Source organism: Burkholderia seminalis, assembly GCF_001718535.1.
In the GTDB taxonomy this organism is placed as follows: domain Bacteria; phylum Pseudomonadota; class Gammaproteobacteria; order Burkholderiales; family Burkholderiaceae; genus Burkholderia; species Burkholderia seminalis.
The window spans coordinates 1,958,931-1,984,617 of sequence record NZ_CP013398.1; the positions used below are offsets into that span (position 1 = coordinate 1,958,931).

The 25,687-nt window shown below is 63.9% G+C and carries 16 protein-coding genes; 5 read left to right on the plus strand and 11 right to left on the minus strand.

Annotated elements, in window-relative coordinates; genetic code table 11:
* Window positions 1-34 precede the first annotated feature (34 nt).
* From WJ12_RS35855 to WJ12_RS08885, 3 genes are all read right to left on the minus strand, one after another.
* The gene (locus tag WJ12_RS35855; protein WP_156444768.1) at window positions 35-337 is read right to left on the minus strand and encodes a hypothetical protein; all 303 of its coding nucleotides are present in this window, start codon (window positions 335-337) and stop codon (window positions 35-37) included.
* Window positions 338-9,706, minus strand: coding sequence for a two-partner secretion domain-containing protein (locus WJ12_RS08880; protein ID WP_167361870.1), 9,369 nt, complete (start codon window positions 9,704-9,706; stop codon window positions 338-340).
* A gap of 790 nt (window positions 9,707-10,496) precedes the next feature.
* Window positions 10,497-12,089, minus strand: a complete 1,593-nt coding sequence (locus WJ12_RS08885) for an ABC-F family ATPase (protein WP_034186793.1) — start codon at window positions 12,087-12,089, stop codon at window positions 10,497-10,499.
* Between the two features lie 170 nt (window positions 12,090-12,259).
* Here WJ12_RS08885 and WJ12_RS08890 point away from each other — a divergent pair, with 170 nt between their 5' ends.
* Window positions 12,260-12,712 carry a lipocalin-like domain-containing protein gene (locus tag WJ12_RS08890; RefSeq protein WP_034186792.1) on the plus strand — a complete coding sequence of 151 codons (453 nt, stop codon included), beginning with the start codon at window positions 12,260-12,262 and terminating at the stop codon, window positions 12,710-12,712.
* Window positions 12,713-12,718: 6 nt separating this feature from the next.
* Here the strand turns inward: WJ12_RS08890 and WJ12_RS08895 are convergent, their stop codons facing one another.
* Window positions 12,719-15,016, minus strand: coding sequence for an AsmA family protein (locus WJ12_RS08895; RefSeq protein ID WP_059557617.1), 2,298 nt, complete (start codon window positions 15,014-15,016; stop codon window positions 12,719-12,721).
* A gap of 152 nt (window positions 15,017-15,168) precedes the next feature.
* Here WJ12_RS08895 and WJ12_RS08900 point away from each other — a divergent pair, with 152 nt between their 5' ends.
* A complete protein-coding gene (locus WJ12_RS08900; protein WP_059557616.1) occupies window positions 15,169-15,870 on the plus strand; it encodes an ABC transporter ATP-binding protein in 702 nt (233 codons plus the stop codon).
* Window positions 15,867-16,670, plus strand: a complete 804-nt coding sequence (locus WJ12_RS08905) for an ABC transporter permease (protein ID WP_034186789.1) — start codon at window positions 15,867-15,869, stop codon at window positions 16,668-16,670. Before WJ12_RS08900 ends, WJ12_RS08905 begins: the two co-directional genes overlap by 4 nt.
* Window positions 16,671-16,710: 40 nt before the next feature.
* Here the strand turns inward: WJ12_RS08905 and WJ12_RS08910 are convergent, their stop codons facing one another.
* From WJ12_RS08910 to WJ12_RS08920, 3 genes are all read right to left on the minus strand, one after another.
* A complete protein-coding gene (locus tag WJ12_RS08910) occupies window positions 16,711-17,184 on the minus strand; it encodes a PliI family lysozyme inhibitor of I-type lysozyme (protein WP_059557615.1) in 474 nt (157 codons plus the stop codon).
* A gap of 217 nt (window positions 17,185-17,401) precedes the next feature.
* Entirely contained in the window at window positions 17,402-17,953 is a 552-nt protein-coding gene (locus tag WJ12_RS08915; protein WP_034187004.1) for a DUF6013 family protein, read from the minus strand.
* 159 nt (window positions 17,954-18,112) lie between these two features.
* A complete protein-coding gene (locus tag WJ12_RS08920) occupies window positions 18,113-19,129 on the minus strand; it encodes a zinc-binding alcohol dehydrogenase family protein (protein ID WP_034186787.1) in 1,017 nt (338 codons plus the stop codon).
* A gap of 124 nt (window positions 19,130-19,253) precedes the next feature.
* On the opposite strand from WJ12_RS08920, the gene WJ12_RS08925 reads away from it, so the two are divergent.
* Both WJ12_RS08925 and serB read left to right on the plus strand, forming a co-directional pair.
* Window positions 19,254-20,195 carry a LysR family transcriptional regulator gene (locus WJ12_RS08925; RefSeq protein WP_069245634.1) on the plus strand — a complete coding sequence of 314 codons (942 nt, stop codon included), beginning with the start codon at window positions 19,254-19,256 and terminating at the stop codon, window positions 20,193-20,195.
* Window positions 20,196-20,398: 203 nt separating this feature from the next.
* Window positions 20,399-21,244, plus strand: a complete 846-nt coding sequence (serB, locus tag WJ12_RS08930; RefSeq protein ID WP_034186785.1) for a phosphoserine phosphatase SerB — start codon at window positions 20,399-20,401, stop codon at window positions 21,242-21,244.
* A gap of 86 nt (window positions 21,245-21,330) precedes the next feature.
* Here serB and WJ12_RS08935 read toward each other — a convergent pair whose 3' ends face one another.
* The 4 genes from WJ12_RS08935 to rimO all read right to left on the minus strand — a co-directional run bounded on the left by WJ12_RS08935 (window position 21,331) and on the right by rimO (window position 25,550).
* Entirely contained in the window at window positions 21,331-22,512 is a 1,182-nt protein-coding gene (locus WJ12_RS08935) for a cystathionine beta-lyase (protein ID WP_059557614.1), read from the minus strand.
* A gap of 113 nt (window positions 22,513-22,625) precedes the next feature.
* Window positions 22,626-23,168, minus strand: a complete 543-nt coding sequence (locus tag WJ12_RS08940; RefSeq protein WP_034186783.1) for a hypothetical protein — start codon at window positions 23,166-23,168, stop codon at window positions 22,626-22,628.
* Window positions 23,169-23,258: 90 nt separating this feature from the next.
* Window positions 23,259-24,185 (minus strand): sugar kinase, encoded by a 927-nt coding sequence (locus WJ12_RS08945; RefSeq protein WP_059557613.1) that lies wholly within the window; start codon window positions 24,183-24,185, stop codon window positions 23,259-23,261.
* A gap of 3 nt (window positions 24,186-24,188) precedes the next feature.
* Window positions 24,189-25,550 (minus strand): 30S ribosomal protein S12 methylthiotransferase RimO, encoded by a 1,362-nt coding sequence (rimO, locus tag WJ12_RS08950; protein WP_034186781.1) that lies wholly within the window; start codon window positions 25,548-25,550, stop codon window positions 24,189-24,191.
* Window positions 25,551-25,687 lie beyond the last annotated feature (137 nt).

Here is a 25,687-nt window from a genome sequence, read left to right on the forward strand (position 1 = left end):
ACGCTTGAAACGGCGAGTTTTCACCCTCATCAATCTATAACTTATGCTCATTTTCCTGCAAGATAAGAATGTTCTCGCCAAATTTATCCTTAAGAGATTTTGATGCAAATCCAATGAGATTGGCGGACTCCTTAATATTCAATGAAACCATGCAAAACGATTTCGCCGAAAATCCAAATTCATCTGCCACCTCGGCAAGCATTGAATCCACATCCTTTGCTGGTGAAATAACAAAAACACTACTGAATAATCTACCGCAATCCCTAACAAGCTCATCACGCCCAACATCAACGATTTCTCTATCGACGGAGAAGTAGCAAAATAGATCAATTGCCATTTAATGCCCCTTGATTGTCAAAGGAACAACCTTACCAGATTTGTCAATCACAATCACCTGCTTAAGACCCGGAATCGGATAGCTATTGAGTTGCGCCTCCAGTGCAGCAGGCGTCAAAGAGCTGTCGGCCAAGTTCACAACAATATTGCTTGCCTGCCCGGAGCTCACTTTATTGGAAATTGTTGTTGCAACATTTCGCACATTTCCTGTGGATGGCGCGTAATTATCAAAAACCTGACCATTAACTAAATAGTCGGGATTTTTTGGGCCAGGCACATCCGGATTCTGAACAACATCATATCCATTATTAGCCAGTGTTGTGGCACTCTGATTTTCGCGTACCAAAGAGCGAGCTGTAGCGTCGTCAGAAAACGGTGGAATTTGTGTTGCTTTTCCCGACAGCGATCCGGCCGACGAAGAGCTATCACTCTTTTCGGCAGTCCCGCTCAGCGATTGCTGAGACGAATCATCTCCACTGCTTCCGCTCGATATGGTGGCATTAGGAGATGTACTTCCCGACACAGTCTGTGCAATACCGCCAGCTTGCCCCGTGGTCGAATTTACCAAGACCGCTCCCGAACTAGTCGGCGGCTTACCGCCGCCCGTGCCGACGACCGCACCCGCTCCAGTTGCTACGCCCTGAGCAATCAAGTCGGTAGGTCTCTCGTGAATTTTGGTATTCGCGTCGTTTTGCGCCATCCCAACGAGCTGTCCGCCCCAGCGAGTCATATCGTCGACTGGGTGTCCGTACGTCTCTTTAGCCCAATTGACGAAGCTATCCTTGGCTCGATTGATCGTGTCAAGAAGTTCGCTTCCCGTGCTGCAAGTGCCGTTGACGTTGCATTGGCTACGGTTATACAGATCGGCATTCGATGCCGTGAATGCACCCGACGTACCGCCAATCAGAGCACCACCAGCGCCGGCCAGCACGTTCGACAGAACATTACCGGCCAGCAGCGAACCCGTGCTGTTGCCGACCGCATCGGCAAGGCTATTCAACTTGCCTGCCACCGTTGACGACAGGGCAGCGCCGGCAGCTCCCGCGAACGCATTCCCACCACCCAATCCCGCCAGCGCTGCGCCGGCCGCCGTGTGCAACAGCACGCGATTGGAACCGCCTTCTGCCCACGAATCGGCTTCGGCCTGATAAGCGGCCTGCGCTGTTGTGTCACCCGCAAGCTTGGCCGCATCGGCCGCGTGTTGCGCTTCGGTATGCTTCAAATCCGCGTAAGCACCAATGCCTTGCGCGACGACTTGGCCGGCGGCCTGTCCCGCATTCATCAGGTCCGCTTGCTTATCGAGCAAGTTTTGCACGTCCGGTGTCTTCGACACCGTTCCGTTCAGATTCGACGTATCGCGATTCAGGTTAGCCAGTTCCTGCGTCTGTCCTGCCGGGTTCGTGATGTTGATCGTCCCTGCGCTGACACCGCTACGGGTGGTCGCGTTCTCGCTACCACTATCCGATTGTGAAATCATCGGCGTCACGCCGCCCGAACCGCTAACCGCTCCCGGACCGATCGCTTTACCAGTGACGCCGACGCCTGCACCTGCGCTGAAACCGCTGCTGTCGGCGTTGTAGGTCGCATGGTTTTGGATGTCGTGGAAAGTCAGCGTGCCCGTCGTCAATGTGTTCTTCGACGGATCGGCCGTGCTGGCGATCGCCGCACCCGTCAGGTCGGTATTGCCCTTGACGTTCACATTGAACCCGCCGTCGCCGGCTTGAATTCCGGCCTGTTCAGCGACACCGGCATAATTGCCGTTCGCACTGCCGTGCGACGAACTGAAACTGGCGCTGCCGCCCATCGTACTGACACTGACGCCGCCGCCTGCGCTGCTTTGATTTGCGCTGCTGACGGTCGTATCCTGCACGCTTCGAATGTTCAGGTTGCCGCCTACGTCGGCCGTCACGGCGCGACCCGACACATCCGAACCGACGATGTTCGTATCGCCGCCGCTGATCATGGTGACGCTGTTCGCCCCGGTCACGTGCGTATTGTTCTGCATCACGGCATCGCTGTTGCCGTCGCCATGCGCACGCGACATGGCGGCCGACACCCCGATGCCATTCGTGCCGATCGACACGCCGACGCTTGCGCTTGACGACGAATTCGAGCTGCGCGTCGAATCAGTGTTCGTCGTGTTCTGCAGGTCGATCTGATTCTTCGCGGCCAGCAACACATCGTTGCCCGACACGTTAGAACCCGCCACGGTGATATTACCGCTGCCCGGCGTGTCGTTGCCGGTCGCAATCAGCGACGTGGTGCCGCCGGCCGACAGGCTCGATCCACGCTGTGTCGTCTGGTTTTCCGACGTGTCGAGTCTGCTATGGCTCGATCCCACGCTGACTTGAACGCCGATGCTCGGCGTACCGCCGCCAGCCAGCGCGCCGCCGCTCAAGCCCGCTACGCCCATCGCGGCATTACCGGCCGCAGCAATTGCGTGCAGCGCCGTTGCACGGCTGTCGCCGGCACCGCTCTTTGCTGCCTGCGCCTGTTGATACGCACCGTTGATCGCGTCGCCGATGCTGCCCGACAGACCGAGCGTGACCCCGCTGCTGCTGGTCGTCTCGCTATGGGTCTTGTTGCTCGTATCCGTTGCGGAATCGATCACGACGTTCGCAGCGCTGCCCGTCAGGTTCTTTCCGGCAATCAGGTCGCTACCCGTCACGTGCAGGGTGTCGCCGGCCTTGACAGTCAGGTTGCCATTAATCGAACCAACCGTGCTCGCGTTGTTCGTGACGGATGAAGCATGATCCGTATCCGCCTTCTTCTGCGTGCCGATACTCACGCTCAGGCCGCTTGTACCGATGCCCGAATGCGTTTCGCGATAGTAGCTGTCCTGCGTGACCGTATCCTTGGAGGTCGTGATATTGACGTTGTTCGTTGCCGCAAGACTCACATCGTTCGTACCAACGACGGTACTGCCTTGGACAGTCAGGTCGTGGCCCGATTGAATGTTGACGGTATTGCCCGAGACCGTACTGCCGACACCGACGTTCGCATGCGTGTCCGTCATGCCATCGGTCTTGGTGCTGCTGACGAAGCTGCCGCGTTGAACCTGCACCGATTGGTACTTGTCGTGTTCCTCACGGGCTTCGTTCACCGTGATGTTGCCCGTTGCAACGATGTTCGCCGAACCGGTGGCATTCTCAACGCCGTTCGTCATGCCAGCGGTGAGGGACGAACCCGTGAGCGTCACGTTGCCTTTCGACGCGTCGGTGCTCGCCGCCCCGAGCGACGCATTGCCGCCTGCCGTGAACTGCGTGCCGACGGCGTGTTCGTCGTAGTTGTGATCGACTTCTTTACGCGTCTTGCTGTCCGCCGCAACGTTATCGAGCTTCGCGGTATCCGTGACCGTCGTCGCCGTCAGGTTGCCGCCCGCAAGCACCGACAAATCCTTACCGGCGGTTACCGTCACGCCTTTGAGCGTCGTATCGTTGCCGCTTTGCATCCCCACGCTGCCGCCTGCGGTGATGCCGCTCGTCACGTTCTTCGTCGTGGATTCTTCCCAATGATGCTGATCATTCAGATACATCGATTGGTTCGTCGTGGACTGAACCGTATCGACGTTGATATCGCGGCCCGCCGTGACCAGCGCATCGCCGCCGGCCGACAGATTTGCACCGTGAAGCGTCAGGTCGCGACCAGCCTGCACGGAAAGGTCGCCCGTTGCCGCGATCGTGCCTTGCTGGCCGATCAAGCTTGTATTGGCCCTGCTTGCGCCCGATGTACCGGTCGCGCCCACGGCATCAACCAGCGTCGTGTTGACGATATCCCGGCCAGCGCTGACTGCAACCCGGTTGCCAGTGATCATCCCCGACGAGTTCACCACGTCGTTGCTGGCCGATACGACCGTCGTGCCATTCGCGCTGCTGCTCGAAATCGTGCCGCCGCGATTCAGGATATCGGTCGCGGTGAGAACCGTCTTCGTGCCGCCCTTGATGACGCCCGTGTTGGTCGTGCTGCCCGTCGTGTGAATCTCAACGTCGTCCGCCGCAATCAGGGCACCGGTCGGTTGCAGATCGTTCGCATGCGTTTGCGCCATGTAGACGACCGGAGCCAACACGTGCGTCGTGCTGCCGTCGGGCAGCGTCACGGTCTGATCAACGAGCCAAACGATATCGCTCGTCAGCGCGTCCATTTGCGCGGCCGTCAGTGCCATACCAGGCACCAAACCGAATGACTTCGCGTAGTTCGCACCGTTCGTCATCAGCGCACGATACTCATCTTCGGCGCTCGCGTAACCCGGCAAGAAAGTGCGCCCCGTCAGTTGCGTAATCTGATTGCGCACCATCTGCTGCTCATACATCCCGTCGCCCAAGCGCTTTTCGATGCTCGCCGGGTTCAGGTTCAACTGGCCGAGCATGTAGTCGCTCGAAATGAAATTCGTATAGCTCGTCAACCGCGGATCGGTGACGATCAGATACGGCTGGCCAGGCGCGTCGTGAATCGAATATAGACCGCTCGTCGGTAACGTGATCGGCAATGCGCCGGACGCATTCGCCACCGATTGCTGCGCACCAACAGGCGTCGATGCCCCGCCTGCGGCACCGACCGGCGTCAACTTTCCACCGGACACGCCCTCATTGGCCGAATTATTTCCAAGCGTGCCGCCAGTTGCGCCCGTCGAAGAATTCTGAGCCGCGACATTCTGGTTGTTGACATCCTTCGCGTCGATGATCACCGACTGGTTGGCGACAATCGTGCCCCCCGTGCCGCCGATGGCAACGGGTGTATAGACCTTCGAAGGCTGAACGATCGTTCCGCGATCCCGCGTCGTATCCTCGTTCCACGCGTACATCGATACGATACTGTCGGTCTGATACTGATACAGCGTCCGCCCGACGTTGTTCACGACCGTGCCACCGTAGCTGCCTGAACCTGCACTGCCGGACACATCCGAGTCGCCTATTTTGATCGACCCGCCCGCCGCAATTGAGCTGTATTCGTTGTTGATCGTCCCGACGTTCTTCATCACGATGTTGTTGCCAGCCACGAGTTGCGCCTGTTGCGCCTGGCTCGTTACCTTGTCCTGCTGGACCGTGGTTGTCGTGTCGCGCCAGATTTCGACACGCTGATAGCCGTTGTGGCCATCGCTGCGCGTCGTGTATTCCGTATCCGGAACGTAGTTGACGTGCGGATCGTATGCATCCCAATAGTTGACCGTAACCGTACCGTCCGCGTTGGTCGTCAGCGTGTTGTAATAAATCGTTTGCTGCTTGCCGTTCACGTTCACGACCAATACCTTGTCAGTCGCGTTTGGTCCGGACGTTTCCGATACAACCTGCGAAGGACTATAGGTTGAAGTGAGCGGCGTCTTGTAACCGTTGACCCACATCGCCTGCGAACACCCGCCGTTCGGGTCTGCGTTCATCGTCGCGCACACGATGTACTTCTGACGTTTGGTTTCGTGCTTGCTCGTCGTGCTCGTGGTTTCAGTAGTCACTACGGGAGCCGGACGTGTGTTCGTGAACGTACCAGCCGCGAGTTCGACGCTGCCTTGCGCTTCGATCGTGGACTGATCGTTCAAGACATTTTGCGTACGGTTCGCGAGAAACCCGTTCGCGTCGCGCTGACCGTTCGCGGCGATATTGATATCGCCCGCGCTGAAGATATTCGCGCCGCCCGTGTTCGACAACTGGTTGGACGCGAACAAATTCACCCGTTCGGCTGCCGCAATCACGGCTGCCGCACCGGTATTGTTGATCGTGTTCGCAGTGGTGCTGACTTCGCGGCCGATGATCGTCGCGGTGTTGTTCAGCGTCGCGCTGTTGGTCGCAACCGTATCGCCTTCGATGCGACCTGCGTTATCGATCGCGCCGCCGTTCGCGTTGACCGTCGTCTTACTGGAATTCAGATCGGCGCCTGCTTGGTTCTCCACGTTCGCAGCGTTCACGGTCAGCGCGCCGTTGGCATCCAGCACGCCTTGGTTCGTCAGTTTTCCCGACGTGGAAAACGTGAGGTCCCCATTTGCGTGCAACTTGTTCGCCGTGGTCTGCGTGTAATCGCTACCGAGTGCCACCGCACCGTTTCGGCCCGCCACAATCGAACCATCACCGCTCAACGTGCTCGCGGTTAGCGTCAGATCCTGATCGCTGCCGAGCACGCCATTCTGGTTGGTAAGCGTGCCGGTCTGAATTAAGACACTGCCGCCGGTGCCAGTGTCGTTGCCGATTTTGCCGAACGCGTTGTCGATAGACGCAGTGTTGAGCGACAGCGCGCCATTTGCACGAATCGATCCAGCCTGATTCGACAGTGCTGCCTTTACCGCGCTCAACTTGAGGTTGTTCGCGGCTGACAGCACGCCACTCGCATTCCTTACGTCGTTTGCAATATTCAGCGTCAAATCTCGCCCGGACAGCGTCTGACCACCTTGTGCATTCGTGAGCGTCTGCGCGGTCAGCGTAACATCGCCGTTTCCGCCAATCGTGCCTGCCCCCGCTTTTCCGGAGGCGTTCGTGTTTGTGATCGACGTACCGCCATCGATCGTTGTCGCTCCGCTACCGATATTGACGATGCGCCCGTCGCTGTTGTCGACACTGCTCCCCGACAGCGCGAGCGCCGCATTCGTACCGTTCGCTTCGATTTGCCCTGCGCTGTTGTTGATCGCGCCTTGTGCTCGCAGCGACAGATTCCCATTCGCCTGGACAAGACCGGCAGCATTCGTGATCGTGCTGTTCGACTGTACTGAAAGCGCCTGTCCCGCGAGCAGCGAGCCGCTGGAATTATCGATGCTGCCCGCTGATACCGAAACGTCTCCGTTGCCGCCGATGGTGCCGCCCGCCGTATTCGTCAGCGCGTTTACTGTCGTGACTGACAGCGCGTCTGCACCCACGTTTTTAAGTGAGCCTCCATCATTCGCGAGACTGTCGGCCGTCACTGAAACGCCGTTGTTAGCTTCGAGCGTGCCAGTACGGTTATCGACACCGCCTTGAGCTTTCAGCGTCATGCTGTCCGCACCGACATAGCCGCCCGCACGGTTATCGAACGACTGCACGTCAAGCGCCGCGTGACGCTGCGCGGCCAGCGTACCTGCGCTATTCGATACGGCTGAGGCTTTCAGGCTCAATGCCCCGTTGGTCGCGATCGTGCCGCCTTGATTCGACAATGCACCGGTGAAAATCGACAGCGCACCGCTCCCGGCATGAGCAATTTTTCCGTGATCGTTGATCAGTGTCGCGGGCGTGAGGTTCAGGTCCGTGCTGTTGGTCTGAATCACTCCGTTGCTTGAGTTATCGAGCATGTTCGAGACGGCAACATTCATTGTGCCCGTCCCGGTTTGTGTAATCGTGCCGCCATGGTTCGACAAATTCGTCGCCACGAGCGACAACTGTGCCGCCTGTACCGAACCCGCATCATTATTCAGCGACGCGGCATCCACTGTCGCGGATTGTCCGGCGGTGATACTGCCCGAACCATTCGTCAACCGCGCACCTGCATCGATCACCGCGTTTTGCGCAGCTGACAACGCACCGCTGCCATTGTCGAGTGATTGCGTGCCGACGTTCAAATTCGTTTGTGCACTGACCGTGCCGTGGTTCACGACGCTGCCCGATTGAATCGCCACACTGCCGTTACCGCCAATCACACCGCCTTGTGCGCCAAGTGCGGTCGTACCGGCGTCATTCGTCAGTTGCCCCGTCGTCGTAATGGACAAACCATCCGAATTCAGCGACGTAACGCGACCCGCACTGTTGTCCAACGAGCTTCCCGAAATGTTCATTCCGGCCGCGCTCTGGATCGTACCTTGGTTGTTTGCGATCGCACCGCCGCGCACCTGTACCGAATTTTCCGAAACCAGCGTACCGCCCTGATTCGCGATCGCACCGTTCGATTGCACGTTCAACGAACCTTGCGCCGATATCTTGCCGCTTTGATTTGAAATGCTGTCCGCGGTCAACGTTGCGTTGCCTTGGCTCGACAGCGCGCCTTGATCGTTGATCAACGCACCCGCTGCCTTCGCATTGAGTGCCCCCTGCGCACTCGTCGTCGCGTTCGCAAGGTTCAGGTCGCCCGCGTTCGCGTTCAGCGACACATTGCCGTTCGCGGCCGTCTGGCTGCCTGCGAGATTGACGCCGCTGCCGGAAATCGACGCGCTCCCGCCCGCGACGTTCTGCCCGGTCGCCGTCAGTTGTCCCGTGCTCGACAGATTCAGGTCGCCGCCTTTTCCGACTGAGCCATCGTTATTTACGCCCGCACCGAGCGTTCCGGTCGAGTTGATGCTACCTGCGTCGACCGTCGTATTTTGCTGCGCAGCGAGCGTCCCGCTGTTCGACAACACACCGGCTGCTGAAACGTTTGCGCTCTGTTGCGCATACGTCGTTCCGGTGTTTTGAATACTGCTCGCCGTTGCGGAAAGATTACCGCTTGCAGTCGTCTTGCCCGTTAGTACAAGCTGGCCGTTGGATTGCAGCGTCAGGTCGCCTGCTTGTGCCGCGATCGTCCCGGCGTTCGCGACACCGACACCAAACTCGTTCGATACGAGAAAGACCCTGTTCGCGTACATGCCGCCGAGTTGGCTCACGTCGATTGCGATCGCCGGTGCCGCACCATCGCCAGCGATCGGTGTCGCCGCGAGCGTGTCGTGGTTGACTTGGTTCGAACCTGCGACGACGTTCAGATTCTTGGCGTAAATCGCTGCGTTGGCCTGCACCGCGCGCGAAATCAAGTCAACCTGATCGACGTTCGATGCGTTCAGGCCAGCACCGCTCACGGAAATCAGGCCGCGCGATACGTTGAATCCACCGAGTGATCCGTCCGTGCCGTAGTAAGGCGTACCGGTGGTGAGGACGGCTCGCGACGTATTGATAAACCCGCCACCGTCGACCTGAATACCCGCACTGTTCGACAAGATCACTTCGGCACGGTTGCCCGCCACCTCAACGTAACCTCTGAGTTGCGAAGGCGCATTGCTGTTGACCTGGTTGACGATGATCCGCGCGGACTGGCCGACACCGAAATTCGGGTTGCCATTGATCATCCCCGCCTGCTGCGTGTTCGCGATCGTCGGCGAGTTGTTCAGTATCGCGCCTGGTTTTTGAACATCGAACTGGTTGTACGTGTTCACCGAGACGCCTGCGCCAGACGGCGCGGCGATATTCACTTGCGGAATGCCGTTCTGCGTCTGGATCACGTGTGTGCTCGTGCCAGGAGTCGGCGCGATTTGCGCGAAGCTGAATAACGGCACACCGAACAACAATGCGGCCGCCATCGCAATCGGCTGCCATACGATTCGCAACCCCGGCAAGCCCGATGGTGCGCGCGCTCCTTGTGAATTCCCTACTGCGCGCGACGAACTGCCATTTTCCTGAACGACCATCATCGCGCCCCGTGCGCGATTGAACACAACCCGATAGCGTTTCTTGTTCATTCTTCGTTGACGCAAACTGCGCCCCTGCTTGCGATCTTGTTTGAATTCAGCGCCGATAGGACCAAACGCAATTCGTCGTCTAGTCTTGAACGCGCTTGCAACGGATAGTCAGCGCAACAACGTCTCTCATGCTGTCACGATTGCGAGCCAGCGCTCGCAATTGGTCCCCTCTTATCCACTGAGCGATCCTAGCAGAAGTAACCACCGCTGAATGTCAGGAATGATTAATGCGATGCACGTGGCATCGATTACATCCGCTCTAAAACTTGGGTATTCTGTAAAAACACGCTCGATTTAATATTTTTAATAATTCTTTCAAATTATCAATTCGAGGCAAGATCCGACTTTATTGGGATAGGCGAGATGTTGTTTTAAACGCTGTGCCGGCGCCCTTTTCCTGACGTCGATGGCGCCCATCCTCTTTTTCCTCATTTTTGCAGCGGCAACTAAAGCGCGATGCCAGCACTGTCAATTTCGAGCGAAGGCATCGCTCTCCTACCCTCGTCACACCCATCACGATTCGAATCATGAATATCCCAAGCTGATTGGTGGGTTGAGTACAACAAGGTCCGCTTCTACATACCGCAACAACGGCGAGTGCCTCGCCCAAAATGGAAAAGCCCATACAGGCATGCCGCCAGTACGGGCTTCAGGCTTTACAAGACTTCCCTGAGATGCTTTAGCGTTCGCTCGCCAAGAAGGGGCACCAGGAAGCCGGCCGTCCCAACGGGACAATTCCGCGGGACAAGCCGAGACGCATGAAAGGTGGTCTTGGGACAACCCGGCAGAATTACTCCTGCCCCTGACTCGTCAGGAATTCCTCATAATTCCCGCCGAAGTCGAACAGCGTGCCGTCCGTACGCACTTCGATGATCCGGTTCGCCAGCCCGCTCACGAACTCGCGGTCGTGCGACACGAAGATCAGCGTGCCTTCGAACTGCTCGAGCGCGATCTGCAGCGACTCGATCGACTCCATGTCCATGTGGTTGGTCGGCTCGTCCATCAGCAGCACGTTGTGGCGGCCGAGCATCAGCTTGCCCCAGATCATGCGGCCCTTCTCGCCGCCCGACAGCACCTTCACCGACTTCTTGATGTCGTCCGACGAGAACAGCAGGCGGCCCAGCGTGCCGCGCACCATCGTTTCGTCGTCGCCGTCCTTGCGGTACTGGTCGATCCAGTCCATCAGCGTGATGTCGTTCGGGAATTCCTCGTACGTGTCCTGCGGCATGTAGCCGACATTCGCGTTCTCGGACCACTTCACCGTGCCGTGATCGAGTTCGAGCGCGCCGAGCAGCGAGCGCAGCAGCGTCGTCTTGCCCGCGCCGTTCTCGCCGATGATCGCGATGCGTTCGCCCGGCTGCACCGACAGGTTGAAGTTCTGGAAGATCGTGCGCTCGTACTTCTTCGTGATGTCTTCCGCGACCACCGCGACGTTATGCAGCTTCTTCTCGAACTCGAAGCGGATGAACGGGTTCTGGCGCGACGACGGCTTGAATTCCTCGATCTTGATCTTGTCGATCTGCTTCGCACGGCTCGTTGCCTGGCGGGCCTTCGACTTGTTCGCCGAGAAGCGGCGCACGAAGTCCTGCAGTTCGGCCACGCGCTCCTTCGCACGTGCGTTCGCCGCGGCCTGGCGCTCGCGCGCCTGTGCCGATGCGAGCATGTAGTCGTCGTAGTTGCCCGGCCAAACCTTCAGCGTGCCGAAGTCCATGTCGGCCATGTGCGTGCACACCGAGTTCAGGAAGTGACGATCGTGCGAGATGATGATCATCGTCGAGTTGTACTCGTTGAGCGTGTGCTCGAGCCAACGGATCGAGTTGATGTCGAGGTTGTTGGTCGGTTCGTCGAGCAGCAGCACGTCCGGCTTCGAGAACAGCGCCTGCGCGAGCAGCACGCGCAGCTTCCAGCCCGGCGCGACGTCGGCCATCGTGCCGTTGTGGAATTTCTCCTCGATGCCGATGCCCAGCAGCAGCGCGCCCGCGCGCGCCTCGGCGTCGTAACCGCCGTATTCGGCGAACTTGCCTTCGAGTTCGGCCGCGTGCATGTAGTCGTCGTCGGTGGCTTCCGGGTTCGCGTAGATCGCGTCACGCTCGGTCATGGCGGCCCACATTTCGGTGTGGCCCATCATCACGACGTCGAGCACGCGCACGTCTTCGTACGCGAACTGGTCCTGGCGCAGCTTGCCCAGGCGGACGTTCGGCTCCAGCGCGACGTTGCCGGCGCTCGGCTCGAGGTCGCCACCGAGGATCTTCATGAACGTCGACTTGCCACAGCCGTTCGCGCCGATCAGACCATAGCGGTTGCCCTCGCCGAATTTGACCGAGATATTCTCGAACAGGGGCTTTGGCCCGAATTGCATCGTGATGTTGGCAGTAGAAAGCACGGCAGGTCCCGTTAAGAGAGAAATCGACGGAAAACCGTGTATTTTAGCAGGAGTCGGAGAAACTGCCGACCATACTGCCCGGGCAGCGTATTCGAGGCCATCTGGCCCTCCGCCCGGCGGCCCGCCAACACGGCGGCACGCGCCCCAACGCCGCCCGACCGGAATCCAGCATGCTTGCCAGCCAGCTTCGCGAACAACTCGTCGGCGCATGGCGCCTCGTGTCCTACGAAGTCCGCCCGCGCGACGGTAGCGCGACCGCCTATCCGCTCGGCCGCGACGCGCGCGGATGGATTCTCTATACGCCGGACGGCTACATGTCCGCCCAGCTGATGGCTACCGGCCGGCCGCCCTACGCGAACGGCGACCTGCACCACGGCACCGACGCCGAGTACGCGGCCGCCGCCCGCGGCTACATCGCCTATTCCGGCCCCTTTCAAGTGACCGACGACGGCACGCTGACCCATGAAATGGACGTCAGCCTGTTCCCGAACTGGCTCGGCAACGTCCAGCAGCGCGCCGTCATGCTCGACGGCGACCGCCTTCAGCTCGGCACCGCCGCGCCGGTGCGGATCGACGGCCGCGAAGTGGACGCCGTGCTGCTGTGGGTGCGCGCGGGCCGTTGACGCGCGTCACTTGCCGGCCTTCGCGGCCGCCTTCTGCGCGGCCTTCGCCTTCATCTGCCCGAACAGCTCGGAGCACGGCACGTCGCGGTTGTTGCTCGGCGCGATCAGCGGGATCAGCGCCGCGAACGGGTTGATCAGCCCGAGCCCGACCATCGCGCCGGCGCGCAGCGCGAGCGCGGTCGCATCGACGCCGACCTTCGGGTCCTTGAACGTCCCCTTCGCATACAGCGGCGAGCGCAGCGAGAAGATCCGGAACCCCTTCGTATGCGGGTGGATCTTCAGGTCGAGCGATTCGTCGCGCAGGCTGATCGGGCCGTCGACGTTGATCAGCGCATCGTCGGTATCGAGCGCGAACACTTTCGGGTCGAGCATGCCGTTGGTCGCGACGAAATCGATCGCCGCGCAGTTGATCTTCACGTCGTTGTTGCCGAACAGCTTCTCGTAGACGACGTTGGCCACGTTCAGCCCCGCCGCTTCCATCAGCAGGCGACTGATGCGGCCGTCCGTCACGAGCGCCTTCACTTCGCCGTTCGACGTCGCGGCGAGCGCCGCCGGCGAGTTGCCGGTCGCCGACAGCGACGCGTCGCCGTTGATTTCGCCGAGCGCCGACTGCATGACCTTCTGCGTCGGGAACAGTTGCTTGAGCTTCAGGTGCCGCGCGGCCACCGTGAAACGGCCCTTCAGCGGCGTGCCGCTGCCGTCGAGATGCGCGGTCGTCGCGAGCGTGCCGCCCGCGACGCCGAACTGCAGCGGCTCGAGCGACAGCACGCCGTCCTGCATCAGGATGTGCGTATACAGGTTCGTGATCGGCAGGTTCGAACTCTTGACCAGCTTGCGGCCCGTGAACTTGACGTCCGCGTCGAGCGCCCGCCAGCGGTCGGTCCGGAACGTCTCGACCGGCAGCACGCGGCCCGGCGGCTGATGCGTCGTGTCGCCTCGCTTGGCCTTGCTCGCGGCCGTATCGGCACCGATCACCGGCGCGAGATCGGAGAACTGCAGCAGGTTCGACACGAGTTCGCCCGACAGCTTCGGTCGCGGCTCGCGCTGCGCATACGTGAGCGTGCCGCCGAGATCGCTGCCGCCGACGCGGCCGTTGAAGTTCTCGTAGCGGAACGTGCTCGCGTGCCGCTTGAAGTTGCCGATCAACCGCCCTTCGGTCGCGTAAGGCGGCGTATCGGGCAGCGTGATGCCGGTGAGCGGGTAAAGGTGCGACATCGACGTGCCCTGCAGCCACAGCCGCAGGTCGATCGCCGCGAGATGCATCGGATCGGTCAGCGTACCGACGATCGCGAGCCGCGTATCGCCGGCCTTCACGTCGGCCTGCAGCGGGAACGGCCGCGATGCGTCCTGGATCGCGAGCACGCCGCCGAGCTTGCCGGTCCCGTTGATCGGCACGTTCTTGTAGCGGCCGTCGACCTTCAGCCCGAATGCATAGGTCGGGCCGGACGGCTTCGCGGGCGCCGCGGCGCCGGATGCGCCGGATGCCACGGCAACCGTCGATGCGGAAGAAGCAGAAGAAGCGGACGAACCGGACGCCGCCGAAGCGACGGAAGCCGCAGCCGACGCGCCCGTCGCCGATGCCGCACTCGCCGCCTGCGCGCCGGAAGCGCTCGATGCGGCTTCCGCATTGGCCTTCGCGCTCAACTGCGCGGCGCCATGCTTGCCGACACGCTGCGCGGACGCCGCGCGCGACGTCTGCTCCTGCTCCTTGAGCACGTCGCCGAGCGGGATCGGCTGGCCGAGCGTATCGATCGCGACGGTCAGGTCGGCCTTCGTGATCGCATCGCGATACGTGACGGTGCCCTTCGCGAAGCCGAAGCTGTCGAGCCGCACCTTCCACGGCGACGGCTGCGACGATTGCTTGAACTGGAAGGTCCACGTGTTGCGGCCGTCGGCAAGCCGCTCGAGGTCGACAGCCGGATTCACGACGTCGATCGACGGAATGACGATTTCATGCGCGAGCAGCGGCAGGATCGCGAGATCGAAGTGCGCGGCATCGAGCGTGACGAACTTGGGCGACTTCGCCCAGTCGGGGTTGCCGATCTCGAGCTGCGTGGCCGAAAAGCTCGGCCAGGGCACCCATGCGCGCCAGCCGGTCTCGCCGTCGGGGCGACGCCAGCCGACCTTGAGATCGCCGTTGATCGCGAACGGGCGGCCGAGTGCGGCGCTCACCTGTTCGTTGACCCACGGTTTCGCGCGGTTCCAGTCGAACGTGAAGAGAAAGACGCCGGCCGCCGCGATGAGCACCGCGACGATACCGACGACCCATGCAGCCGATTTGCCGATGGCTCGGGTTAGCGTCATGGCGGTTCCGTTGTTGTTCTGAAGTGTTGCCGCGCCATGCCGGACCGCTTGCGTGAACGAACGGCGCACGACACCCGCGGCTTTTCAATCGGTATTATGACGCACGCGGTACCGCCTCTTCGGCGCCATTAACGCTTTTTTTCATTTGTGACATGACAGCCCCCACCGGTCTCATCGATGCGCGGCACATCGCGCGGCGCGACGCCAGCAGCGGCAAGACGCTGCTGGCGCCGACCGATTTCAGCCTCGCCGCGGGATCGCGAATTGCTATCACGGGACCGTCCGGCTCCGGCAAGAGCGTGCTGCTGCGCGCGCTCGCGCTGCTCGATCCGCTCGACGGCGGGCAGATCCTGTGGCGCGGCCGCCGGATCCGGCGCGGCGCGATTCCGCGCTACCGGCGCAGCGTCGCGTACGTGCGCCAGCGCCCCGCGCAAATGGACGGCACCGTCGAATCGCAATTGCGCTATCCGTATTCGCTCGCGATCTATCGCGACGTCGCATTCGATCGCGCACGTGCCGAAGCGCTCGCCGCGCAGGCCGGCCGCGGCCCCGACTTTCTCGACAAGCGCGCGAGCGACCTGTCCGGCGGCGAAGCGCAGATCGCCGCGCTGCTGCGCGTGCTGCAGCTCGACCCCGACGTGCTGCTGCTCGACGAGCCGACGTCCGCACTCGATCCCGACTCGGCGCGCGCGATCGAGGCGCTGGTCGGCGCGTGGTTCGACGCGGCACCCGACACGCGCGCCTACATGTGGATCTCGCACGATCCGGCCCAGGCCGCCCGGATCGGCACGATGCGGCTCGTGATGCAGGCAGGCGTCATGCATGTCGCGAACCCGACGGAGGCGGCGCAATGAGCCCGGCCCTGCAGGACCTGAGCCTCGTCGACGTCGGCATCGCCGCCGCGCTCGTCGCCGTCAACGGCGCGATTTCGGCGGCCTTGTCGCTCGGCCTCGGCCGCAAGCTCGCGCTCGCGGCGGTGCGCACCGTCGTGCAGCTGCTCGCGATCGGCTACGTGCTCGGCTGGGTGTTCGGCCATCCGCACTGGTACGTCGTGCTGCCGCTCACCGCGCTGATGACGCTGATCGCCGGTTTCGCCGGCGCCGGCCGCGGCAAGCGCACATATCGCGGCCAGCGCATCGACAGCATTGCGTCGATCTGGTTCAGCAGCTGGTTCGTCGCGGCGGTCGGGTTGTTCGTCGTGATCCGCATTCATCCATGGTATGCGCCGCAATACGCGATTCCGATCCTGGGGATGATTCTCGGCAATACGCTCACGGGCGTGTCGCTCGGCGTCGAGCGGATGATGGAAGAACTCACCGCGCGGCGCGATCGGGTCGAGACCGCACTCGCGCTCGGCGCGACGCGCTGGGAAGCCGCGCAGGATGCCGCGCGCCAGGCCGTACGCGCGGGCATGCTGCCGACGCTGAACCAGATGGCCGTCGTCGGCGTCGTCAGCCTGCCGGGGATGATGACGGGCCAGGTGCTGGCCGGCCAGTCGCCGCTGCAGGCCGTGCGCTACCAGATCGTGATCATGTTCCTGATCGCCGCCGCGTCCGCGCTCGGCACCGTCGGCGCGGTACTGATGACCTATCGCCGGCTGTTCTCGGCCGATCACCGCTTTCTCGCGTCGCGGCTCGAAGAGCGCGCGCCCTGACCGGCCCGGGTACCGCGCGATGCGTTCGCGCGCCGGACGGTCAGCGCGCGACGCGGCGCTTGCCGATCGCCTGCCGCAACGCGGCCGCGACGTCCGCCTCGGGTGCGAGCCCGTCGACCGACGCAACGAGCCGCACCGCGCGCGGCGTCGTCACATAAGCCTGCGCGCCGACATAACCGCCGCTGCCGGCCGAACGCGTCGTCACGACGAGCGCCTGCGGTGCGCGTGCGCCGAGGTCGGCCGTGAACACATCGGTGACCGTACCGTCGCGCGCATGCAGCGTGCCCGTCACGTAATCGTCGGTATCGAAGCCCGGGGCGGCGTGCGCGGTCGAGTACACGCGTACCGCGTAGCTGCCGGTCGAGCACGGTTCGAGTGCGCCGCTCGACACGACGGCTACCTGCTGCCGCGACGGCAGCCCGACCTTCTTCACGAAACTGCAGTCGTCGGCCGCGTGCGCATGCACGGCGACGAACGCAATGGCAGACAGCAGCACGCGCATTCGAGGTTTCATCGGAATCGTTACGGGGAGGAAAGGAAGCGGGTGAACGTCACGCGACAGCTGCATGACGTCACGCACGGCCGCCGCACGGCAGCGGCACCGTCCCACGAAGAAGATGACGGGAAAACATCGCGACGCCTGCACGCAGCGCTCATGCGCCGCCCCGCCCACGCCACCCGTCGAATCCGTTGCGCGCGCACCGGGCGAAACGCCGGCCCGCGCGCGCCGTTCAGCGCTTGATCGACACCGTCACCTTGGTGCCGTCGCTCATCGTCACGGATTTCGACCCGCCGTTGGTCGGAATCGACACCCACTTCACCTGGCTGACCGACACGACGTCCGGGCATTGCAGCGACTTGCCGCCGGCCGTCACGCTGCGCGTACCCTTCGGCGCGGCCGCCTGGAAGCTCAGCTGCACGTTGGCGACGCCCTTCGCGTCGACCGACGGCGCGAGCCGTACCTGGGTCTGGCGCACCATCGCGCCGTTCGCGTCGCGCGGCAGGGTGTCGGCGTTCGGGCAGCCGTCCGGCATCGCGACCGCGCCGCTCGGCGGCACCGACTTCCAGTTGAAATCGTCCGTCTCGCCCGAGCGGATCTTGCGCGTCTCCTGCGTATTGCCGAAGGTCTTCGAATCGACCTTGACGGTGTATTCGAGCTGTCCGGTACCGCCGCCCTTCAGGCTACCCTTGACCGGCGGCGCCGCGAATACGCTCGCGCTGACGCACGCCGCCGCGAACACGACCGACCACGATGCGGCGACTGACAAGCTGCGTTGGCTCATGCTGACCTCCTTGTAATGCGGCGGCACGCGCGTGCCGCGCGGTTTTCGATGCATGATGCGCTGCCAGTCTACCGCCAAGCTCGATGCAATGCGCCGCAAACGCATCGGGTGTTACCCCGCTTGCGTTCGCGGCGCCGCAACCTTATGCGCGCGACGGAATCAGAAACCGCTCAGCACGAGCTTGCCGATCGCGCGGCCGCCCTCGAGCAACTGGTGCGCGCGCCGCACGTTCGCCGCGTTGATCGTGCCGAGCTGTTCGCCGAGCGTCGTGCGCAGCGTGCCGCCGTCGACGAGCCGCGCGACTTCGCCGAGGATCCGGTGCTGCTCGATCATGTCCGGCGTCTCGAACATCGCGCGCGTGAACATGAACTCCCAGTGAAACGCGGCGCTCTTCGCCTTCAGCAGTTCGACCGGCACCGGCTTGTCGTTCTCGACGATCGTGCAAATGCCGCCCTGCGGCCGGATGACTTCCGCGGCGGCAGGGAAATGACGATCCGTGTCGTTGAAGATCAGCACGTAGTCGACGTTCGGATGGCCGGCCTCGCGCAACTGCGCCGGCAGGTCGCCGAAATGGTCGACCACCGCGTCGGCGCCGAGCGCGCGCACCCAGTCGGCCGACGCCGGCCGCGACGCGGTCGCGATCACGTGCAGCTTGCCGAGCGTCTTCGCGAGCTGGATCGCGATCGACCCCACGCCGCCCGCGCCGCCGATGATCAGCACCGACTTGCCGGCGTCCGCGCCCTGCGGCGACACGCGCAGCCGGTCGAACAGCGCTTCCCACGCGGTCAACGCGGTCAGCGGCAGCGCGGCCGACGCGGCGAAGTCGAGCGTGCGCGGCTTCAGCGCGGCGATCCGTTCGTCGACCGTATGGAATTCGCTGTTCGCGCCGGGCCGCGTGATGCTGCCCGCGTAGAACACCTCGTCGCCGGGGCGAAACAGCGTGACGTCGGCGCCGACCGCGACGACCGTGCCGGCCGCATCCCAGCCGAGCACGCGCGGCGTCTCCTCGACCTGCGGCTTCGGCGCGCGCACCTTGGTGTCCACCGGGTTCACGGAAATCGCCTCGACCTTCACGAGCAGGTCGCGCGGGCCCGGCACGGGCTGCGGCAGTTCCACGTCAAGCAAGGCTTGCGGGTCGTCGATCGGCAGATAGCGGGTCAGTCCAACGGCTTTCATCTCGATACTCCTTTCAGGGAATTCGGGCGGGCCGCGGCGCGGCCCCATGAACATCATCGTAGGCAACCCGATCCTTCGAGAAAACCGCTATATTTCCTGAAACATTTTCAGGAATTTCAGAATAATGGCGTCCGATCCGATTCCGGCACCCGACAAGCCGCTCGACCTGCTCGACGTCGCGCTGTTCGTGCGCGCGGCGCTGCTCGCGAACGTCACGGCGGCCGGCCGCGAGTTCGGCGTGTCGGCCGCCGTTGCCAGCGCGCGCATCGCGCAGCTCGAACGCCAGCTCGGCGCACGGTTGCTGCACCGCACCACGCGCCGCATCAGCCTCACGCAGGACGGCGAAATCTTCATGGCGCGCGCCGACGCGCTGCTGTCGGCTGCCGACGCCGCGCGCGCCTCGGTCGGCCATGGCCGCAGCGAGCCGTACGGGCGGCTGAAGGTGTCGATGTCGTCGTCGTTCGGCCGCCAGCACGTCGCGCCGGTGATTCCCGCGTTCCTGCGCCGCTATCCGTCGGTATCGCTCGACCTGCGGCTGTCCGACGAGATCGTCGATCTCGTCGACGACGGCTACGACGTCGCGATCCGCCTCGGCGCGCTGAAGGACTCGACGCTCGTCGCGCGCAAGCTCGCTACCAACCGCCGCGTGCTGTGCTGCTCGCCCGCGTATCTCGCCGAGCGCGGCACGCCGCGCCATCCGGCCGACCTGACGCAGCACGAATGCGTGATCCTCGGCGACCAGCGCGACTGGTCGTTCGCGACGCCGCAAGGCCCGCTGACCGTGCGGGTCGCCGGCCGGCTCGTCGCGAGCAACGGCGAGGCGATCCGCGAAGCGCTCGTCGACGGCTTCGGAATCGCGATCAAGTCGACCTGGGACGTCGGCCCGCTGCTCGCGAGCGGCACGCTCGTCACGGTGCTCGACGACTATCCGTTCGCGGACGAGGTGGCGATCTGGGCCGTCTATCCGAGCCGCGCGCACGTGCCGTTGAAAACGCTCGCGTTCATCGCGTTCCTCGCCGAGCATTTCGGCGATCCGCCGTACTGGGATCGAGCGGACAGGCGATAGGCATCGATGTCCGCGCGCGTGCCGCGGCGTTGCCGCTTCGATTCCGCCCCCCGGAACCGAAACGGCCGCGTCCGCCCCGCCCCCGCCAACCGGCTACAATGGCGCGTTCGCCACGCAAGGGCCCGACGCCGGACGGGGCCCGCATCGGCAGGCGGCCGCCCGTTGGCCGCACACGCATTTCATTTGCTTTCCAACCACTCGTCATGACCCACAATCTCGTCATCCAGAGTCTTGCGCCGCTGTCGGACACCCATCACAAACCGCTGCTCGCGCTGTCGCGCGGCACCCGCATCGTGCAGACCGACGATCACGCGCTGCGCATCGAAAACGCGAACCCGGCGCAGCGCCTCGACATCGACGCGTATTGCGGCACGCACGCGCTCGATTTCGGGTTCGTCGAGGCCGGCCGCACGCTCGGCGACTTCGGGCTCGCCGTGATGGACATGGACTCGACGCTGATCACGATCGAATGCATCGACGAGATCGCCGATTTCTGCGGGCTGAAGACGCAGGTCGCCGAGATCACCGAAGCGTCGATGCGCGGCGAGATCCGCGACTTCAACGAAAGCCTCACGCGCCGCGTCGCGCTGCTGGCCGGGCTCGACGCGCGGGCGCTCGAACGCGTGTACGAGGAACGGCTGCAACTGTCGCCGGGCGCCGAGACGATGCTGGCCGGCGTGAAGGCCGCCGGCATGAAGACGCTGCTCGTGTCGGGCGGCTTCACGTTCTTCACCGAGCGGCTGAAGGCCCGTCTCGGCCTCGACTACGCGTACGCGAACACGCTCGAGATCGTCGACGGCAAGCTGACCGGCAAGGTGCTCGGCGAGATCGTCAACGCCGACGTGAAGGCGCGCCTGCTGCGCGACACGTGCGCGTCGCTCGGCCTCGAGCCGAGCCGCGCGATCGCGATGGGCGACGGGTCGAACGACCTGAAGATGATGGCCGAAGCGGGGCTCTCGGTCGCGTTTCACGCGAAGCCGGTCGTGCGCGACGCGGCGACGGTCGCGTTCGACCATGTCGGCCTCGACGGGCTGCTGCGGCTGTTCTGATCGCGCCGCACCCCCCATGAAAAACGCCGGCGCGATCGTGCATCGCGCCGGCGTTTCGTTTTTCCGCGGGTCGTCGCGACCGGCGATCAGCCGAGTACGTCCTGCAGCGCGCGCTCGATGTCCGCGCGCAAGTCGGCTTCGTCCTCCAGACCGACGTAGAAACGCACCAGCGTGCCGCGATGCGGCCAGTCCGGGCGCATCGACGCGACGTCGTAAGGCATCGCGAGGCTGCATGCGCCGCCCCAGCTCCAGCCGATCGCGAACAGGTCGAGCGACTCGACGAAGCGATCGATCTGCTCCGCGCTATAGCGTTCGTCGAACACCACCGAGAACAGCCCGCCCGCGCCCGTGAAATCGCGCACGAACGACGCGTGCCCCGGGCAGTCGGCGATCTGCGGATGCAGCACCGCCGTGATCTCCGGCCGCGCCTTCAGCCATTGCGCGAGCGCGAGCGCGCTCTTGCTGTGCGCATCGAAGCGCACCTGCATGCTCGGCAGGCTGCGCAGCACGAGCGAACAATCGTCGACCGACACGCCGATCCCGCAGCGCATCCGCGCGAGCTTCAGTTGCGCGTGCAACGCCGCGTCCGCGGTGATCGTCGCGCCCATCAGCACATCGCTGCCGCCCGACTGGTACTTGGTCAGCGCCTGCACCGAAATGTCGACGCCGTGCTCGAACGGCTTGAACGCGAGCCCGGCCGAGAAGGTGTTGTCGATCGCGGTGACGATGCCGCGCGCCTTCGCGGCCGCGGTGATCGCCTGCACGTCGGGCACTTCCATCGTTACCGAGCCCGGTGCCTCGATCCAGATCAGCCGCGTGTTCGGCTGGATCAGGTCGGCGATGCCGGCGCCGATCAGCGGATCGTAGAAGCGCGCGGTGATGCCGAAATCCTTCGCGAGCCAGTTGCCGAAATCGGCGTTCGGGCCGTATACGTTGTGCGGAATCAGCACGTCGTCGCCCGCTTTCACGATCCCGAAGTAGACGTTCATGATCGCCGCGAGCCCCGACGGCTGCAGCAGCGCATGCGCGCCGCCCTCGATCTCGGCGAGCCGCTGCGCGAGCGCGAGCGACGTCGGCGTGGCATGCAGCCCGTAGCGCCACTGGTTGTCGTTGTGCCAGACGAGCGCGCGCATCGTCGCGAGATCGGGGAACACGACCGTCGACGCGCGCGCGACCGGCGGCACGAACGACCGGAAGCCTTCCGGAATGACGTCGTCGGGTTGAACGATGCGGGTTTGCAGCGCGCGCTTGGGGGTGGATGCAGTCATGTCGGGAAGCCGGGCACGAGGCCGTTCGGTTGCGGAATATGCCGCTAGATTAGCCAAAATCGGCGCGCTTGGCCCGGTACAATGCGCGCCGCGCCCGCCGAGCCAGCGCGCGCTCAGTCGTCGGTGCGCAGGTTCACGACGCCGCCCACCGTCTCGATTTCCCGCACGCGGCCGTCGCGCACCTGCAGCGCCGCGCGCTTGCCCGGTGCGAGATGCAGCACGACCGGCTGCGGGTCCGACTCGTCCGAGTTCATCCGGTCGGCCTTCAGGTCGCCCGTCGCGTCGAAGCGGCCGATCCACACGCCGGTGATGTTCGTGCCGTCGTTCGACTCCTCGATCTCGAGTGTGTCGCCGTCGCGATCGCCCGCCAGCAGCACGACCTCGCCGGTATCGGCGAACTGGTACTCGCCGTGCACGCCCTCCTCGTCCGTCTTCGGGCCGAGATGCACGACGATCGGCCGGTCGCCGAGCGTGCCTTCGTAGCGCGGCAGGCGGGCAAACTCGGGATTCGGCTTCAGCGGCCGCGCCGGTGCCGGTTCATCCTGCTGCACGCCCGGCGCGACGGCCTGCGCCGCGACCACGCGCGGCATCGCGAGGCCCGCGGCCAGCGCGCCTGCGACGACAAGCACCCGTTGCCATTCCGAATATCGACCCACCTTGTGTTGCTCCTTGCTTCAGATTCGCTCGAAAATCGCGGCGACGCGCCGCCCGTCGTGCGGAACCACGGCCGGCGCGCGTATTTCGCGTCAGCCCTGCATCAGGCGCGCGACCGCGTCGCGGTGCGGAATCGGCGCGACCGCGCCGTAACCCGTCGTCGACAGCGCCGCCGCCGCGTTCGCGTAACGTGCGGCCGCGAACGGATCGTCGCCCGCGACGATCCGCGCGACGAAGGCGCCGCCGAAACAATCGCCCGCGCCCGTCGCATCGACGGCCTCGACGGTGAAGCCCGGCACGACGCGCCGCTCGCTCGGCGTCGCGACATACGCGCCTTCCTTGCCGAGTTTCAGCGCGACGACCTGCGGCCCGTGTTCGAGCATCGCATCGACGATCGCATCGCGATCGTTCGCGCCCGTCAGTGCCGTGACGTCGTCCCAGCTCGGCAGGCAGATGTCCGTCTGGCGCAGCGCCTCGCGCATCACCGCGCGGGCCCGCGGCAGCGGCCACAGCTTCAGGCGCAGGTTCGTGTCGAAGCTGACCTTCGCGCCGTGGCGGCGCGCATGGTCGATCGCCGCGAACGCCGCGTCGCACGCGGCCGTGCTGATCGCCAGGCTGATGCCCGACAGGTGCACGGCCTTCGCGGCCGCGAGCGCGTCGACCGGCAGGTCGGCCGCCGCATAACGGCTCGCCGCGGAACCCGCGCGCAGATAGTCGAACTGGTGACCGTCCGCGCCATGCGTGACGAAATACACGCCGGTCGGTGCCGTGCGGTCGATCCGCACGTACGTCGTGTCGACCTGTTCCGCCTGCCACATGCCGGCCAGCAGCCGGCCGAACGGATCGTCGCCGATCGCCGACACGAAGCCCGTCGACGCGCCCTGGCGCGCCGCCGCGATGCAGAAGTTCGACGTGTCGCCGCCGAAGCCCTGCAGGAATTCGGGACGGCCCGGCTGCGACTGGTTGAATTCGATCATCGCCTCACCGAGCGCGAGGATCTCCGGAAAGGCGGCGGCCATCGCTTACACCTCGCCCCACAGATCGTGACCGTCCGCGCCCGTGATCTTCACGGACACGAAATCGCCGACCTTGTAGCGCTTCGATGCCTTCGCCGCCGGTTCGACATAGACGACGCCGTCGATCTCCGGCGCGTCGGCCGCGGTGCGGCCGATGCCGCCTTCCTCGCTGACTTCGTCGATCAGCACCTTGAGCGTCTTGCCGACCTTGCGCTGGATGCGATTCGCCGACACTTCCTCGGCGACTTCCATGAAGCGCGCGCGGCGTGCCTCGCGGACGTCGTCCGGCAGCGCGCCGTCGAGTTCGTTCGCGGTCGCGCCTTCGACCGGCGAATACGCGAAACAGCCGACGCGGTCGAGTTCCGCCTCGCGGATGAAGTCCAGCAGCGTTTCGAACTGCTCTTCCGTCTCGCCGGGGAAGCCCGCGATGAACGTGCTGCGGATCGTCAGGTCCGGGCAGATCTCGCGCCACTTCTGCACGCGCTCGAGCACCTTCTCGGCGTTCGCCGGGCGCTTCATGCGCTTCAGCACCTCGGGGTGCGCGTGCTGGAACGGCACGTCGAGATACGGCAGCACGTGGCCCTTGAACGGACCTTCGGCCATCAGCGGAATCACTTCGTCGACGCTCGGATACGGGTACACGTAGTGCAGGCGCACCCACGCGCCGTACTGCGCGGCGAGTTCGCCGAGCGCGGCGACCAGGTCGGTCATGCGCGTCTTGATCGGCTTGCCGTTCCAGAAGCCCGTGCGGTACTTCACGTCGACGCCGTAGGCGCTCGTGTCCTGCGAGATCACGAGCAGTTCCTTCACGCCCGACTTGAACAGGTTCTCGGCTTCCAGCATCACTTCGGCGACCGGGCGCGACACGAGGTCGCCGCGCATCGACGGGATGATGCAGAACGTGCAGCGGTGGTTGCAGCCTTCGGAAATCTTCAGGTATGCGTAGTGACGCGGCGTGAGCTTGATGCCGGCGGCGGGCACGAGATCGGTGAACGGGTCGTGCGGCTTCGGCAGGTGCGAATGCACGGCCTGCATCACTTCGCCCACCGCGTGCGGGCCGGTGACGGCGAGCACCTTCGGATGGACTTCCTCGATCAGGTTCGAGCCGCTCGCGCTCGACTTCGCGCCGAGGCAGCCGGTGACGATCACCTTGCCGTTCTCGGTCAGCGCTTCGCCGATCGCGTCGAGGCTTTCCTGCACGGCTTCGTCGATGAAGCCGCAGGTGTTCACGACGACGAGGTCGGCGCCGTCGTAGGTGCCGGAGATTTCATAACCTTCGGCGCGCAACTGCGTGATGATCTGTTCGGAGTCGACGAGCGCCTTGGGGCACCCGAGGGATACGAACCCTACTTTGGGGGATTGGGACATCTGGAATGTGGGGGCGTGGCAGCAAAAGCGTGAGTTTACAGCGATTTAGGGGTGGCGAGGCAAAACAGGCGGTCGGCGACGGCGTCGACCGTCAAATCGGCGGCACGACGCGTCAACGGCCTGTCATGCGAGGCGAC